The 2,691-nt window shown below is 68.7% G+C and carries 2 protein-coding genes and 1 pseudogene; all 3 read left to right on the top strand.

Features of this window, described 5'->3' with window-relative positions:
- On the top strand, positions 1-1,105 hold a 1,105-nt coding region (gene argS, locus A9X03_RS05500; protein WP_068260038.1), incomplete at its 5' end, for an arginine--tRNA ligase.
- Positions 1,102-2,520, top strand: a complete 1,419-nt coding sequence (gene lysA / locus A9X03_RS05505; protein WP_068260041.1) for a diaminopimelate decarboxylase — start codon at positions 1,102-1,104, stop codon at positions 2,518-2,520. The genes argS and lysA, both read left to right, overlap by 4 nt.
- A gap of 3 nt (positions 2,521-2,523) precedes the next feature.
- A pseudogene (locus A9X03_RS29050) lies at positions 2,524-2,691 on the top strand (homoserine dehydrogenase); the annotation flags it as partial.

Consider the following 2,691-nt stretch of genomic DNA (forward strand, 5'->3'; position numbering starts at 1 on the left):
CGCCGCCAAGGGCGAACCGACGCCCGAGGACGGCTACGCCGGCGCCTACATCAACGACATCGCCGCGCAGGTGCTGGGCAAGGCGCCCGACGCGCTGAGCCTGCCCGCCGCCGAGATGCACGAGACGTTCCGCGAGATCGGTGTCGACCTGATGTTCACTCACATCAAGGAGTCGCTGCACGAGTTCGGCACCGACTTCGACGTCTACACCCACGAAGACTCGATGCACACCAGCGGCCGCGTCGACCAGGCCATCGCCCGGCTGCGCGAGACCGGCAACATCTATGAGAAGGATGGCGCAACCTGGTTGCGCACCAGCGCCTTTGGCGACGACAAAGACCGCGTCGTGATCAAGAGCGACGGCAAGCCGGCCTACATCGCGGGTGACATCGCCTACTACCTGGACAAGCGGCAGCGCGGCTTCGACCTGTGCATCTACATGCTCGGCGCCGACCACCACGGCTACATCGCCCGGCTCAAGGCCGTGGCCGCCGCGTTCGGTGACGACCCGGCCCACGTCGAGGTGCTGATCGGGCAGATGGTCAACCTGGTCCGCGACGGCGCGCCCGTCCGGATGAGCAAGCGGGCCGGAACTGTGATCACCCTCGACGACCTGGTGGACGCGATCGGCGTCGACGCGGCGCGCTACAGCCTGATCCGCTCCTCGGTCGACACGCCGATCGACATCGACCTGGCACTGTGGTCGTCGGCGTCGAACGAAAACCCGGTCTATTACGTGCAATACGCGCACGCCCGGCTGTCGGCGCTGGCCCGCAACGCCGCGGAGCTGGGCCTGGTCCCCGACACCGGGCACCTCGAGTTGCTGAGCCACGACAAGGAGGGGACGCTGCTGCGCAGCATCGGGGACTTCCCCCGCGTGCTGAAAACGGCTGCGTCCCTGCGGGAGCCGCACCGGGTGTGCCGTTACCTGGAAGACCTGGCCGGCGACTACCACCGGTTCTACGACTCGTGCCGGGTGTTGCCCCAGGGGGACGAGCAGCCCACCGACCTGCACACCGCGCGCCTGGCGCTGTGCCAGGCCACCCGCCAGGTCATCGCCAACGGGCTGACGATCCTCGGTGTCACCGCTCCGGAGCGAATGTGAACGTGCACCCCGCCGGTCCTCGGCACGCCGAAGAAACCCGGCACCCCGACAGCGCGCCGCGGCCGCAGTCGCCCGACGAGCTGCTTCGGCTCGCGCCGAATGTGTGGCCGCGCAACATTCTTCGCGGTGACAACGGAATAGCCAGCATCGCGGGGATCCCGGTCACCCAGCTCGCCCAGGAGTACGGCACGCCGCTGTTCGTCATCGACGAGGACGACTTCCGGTCTCGCTGCCGCGAACTCGCGACGGCCTTCGGCGGCGGCCAGAACGTGTGTTACGCCGCCAAGGCCTTCCTGTGCACCGAGATCGCCCGCTGGGTCGACGAGGAAGGCCTTTCGCTCGACGTGTCCACCGGCGGCGAACTCGCCATCGCGCTGCACGCCGACTTTCCGCCCGAGCGGATCACGTTCCACGGCAACAACAAATCCGCCGCGGAACTCACGGCGGCGGTCAAAGCCGGTGTCGGGCAAGTCGTCCTGGACTCGATGACCGAAATCGAGCGCCTCGACGCCATCGCGGCCGACGCCGGCATCGTCCAGGACGTCTACGTCCGCCTCACCGTCGGGGTCGAAGCACACACGCACGAATTCATCTCCACCGCACACGAAGACCAGAAGTTCGGGTTGTCGGTGGCCAGCGGCGCGGCGATGGCCGCGGTGCGCCGGGTGTTCGCCACCGACCACCTGCGCCTGGTGGGCCTGCACAGCCACATCGGTTCGCAGATCTTCGACGTCGACGGCTTCGAGGTCGCCGCGCACCGCGTCATCGGGCTGCTGCACCAAATCGTCGACGAATTCGGCGTCGACAAGACAGGTCAGATCTCGACCGTGGATCTCGGTGGGGGGCTGGGGATTTCCTACGTGGGCACCGACGACCCGCCGCCGGTGGCCGACCTGGCGGCCAAGCTGACGGACATCGTCGGCAACGAGTCGGCGGCCGTGGGCTTGCCCACCCCGCGACTGGTGGTCGAGCCCGGACGCGCCATCGCCGGGCCGGGCACCATCACGCTGTACGAGGTGGGCACCGTCAAGGATGTCGACGTGAGCAGCACGGCCCAGCGCCGCTATGTCAGCGTCGACGGCGGCATGAGCGACAACATCCGCACGGCCCTGTACGACGCGCAGTACGACGCCCGGCTGGTCTCACGCGCCAGCGACGCACCGGCGACGCTGGCGCGGATCGTCGGAAAGCACTGCGAGAGCGGCGACATCGTCGTCCGCGACGCGTGGGTGCCCGACGATCTGCAGCCCGGTGACCTGCTCGGGATCGCCGCGACCGGCGCGTACTGCTATTCGCTGTCGAGCCGCTACAACATGATCTGCCGTCCGGCGGTGGTGGCGGTGCGTGCGGGCCGGTCCCGCCTGATCCTGCGCCGCGAGACGGTCGACGATCTGCTGAGTCTGGAAGTGAGGTGAACGGTGCCCCGTGACGAAAAGCCAGTGGGCGTAGCGGTGCTCGGGTTGGGCAACGTCGGAAGCGAAGTTGTCCGCATCATCGAGGGCAGCGCCGACGATCTCGCGGCTCGTGTCGGCGCGCCCCTGGTGTTGCGCGGCGTCGGAGTCCGGCGGGTCGCCGCCGACCGCGGC

Source organism: Mycobacterium sp. E1715 (assembly GCF_001667625.1).
GTDB lineage: Bacteria > Actinomycetota > Actinomycetes > Mycobacteriales > Mycobacteriaceae > Mycobacterium.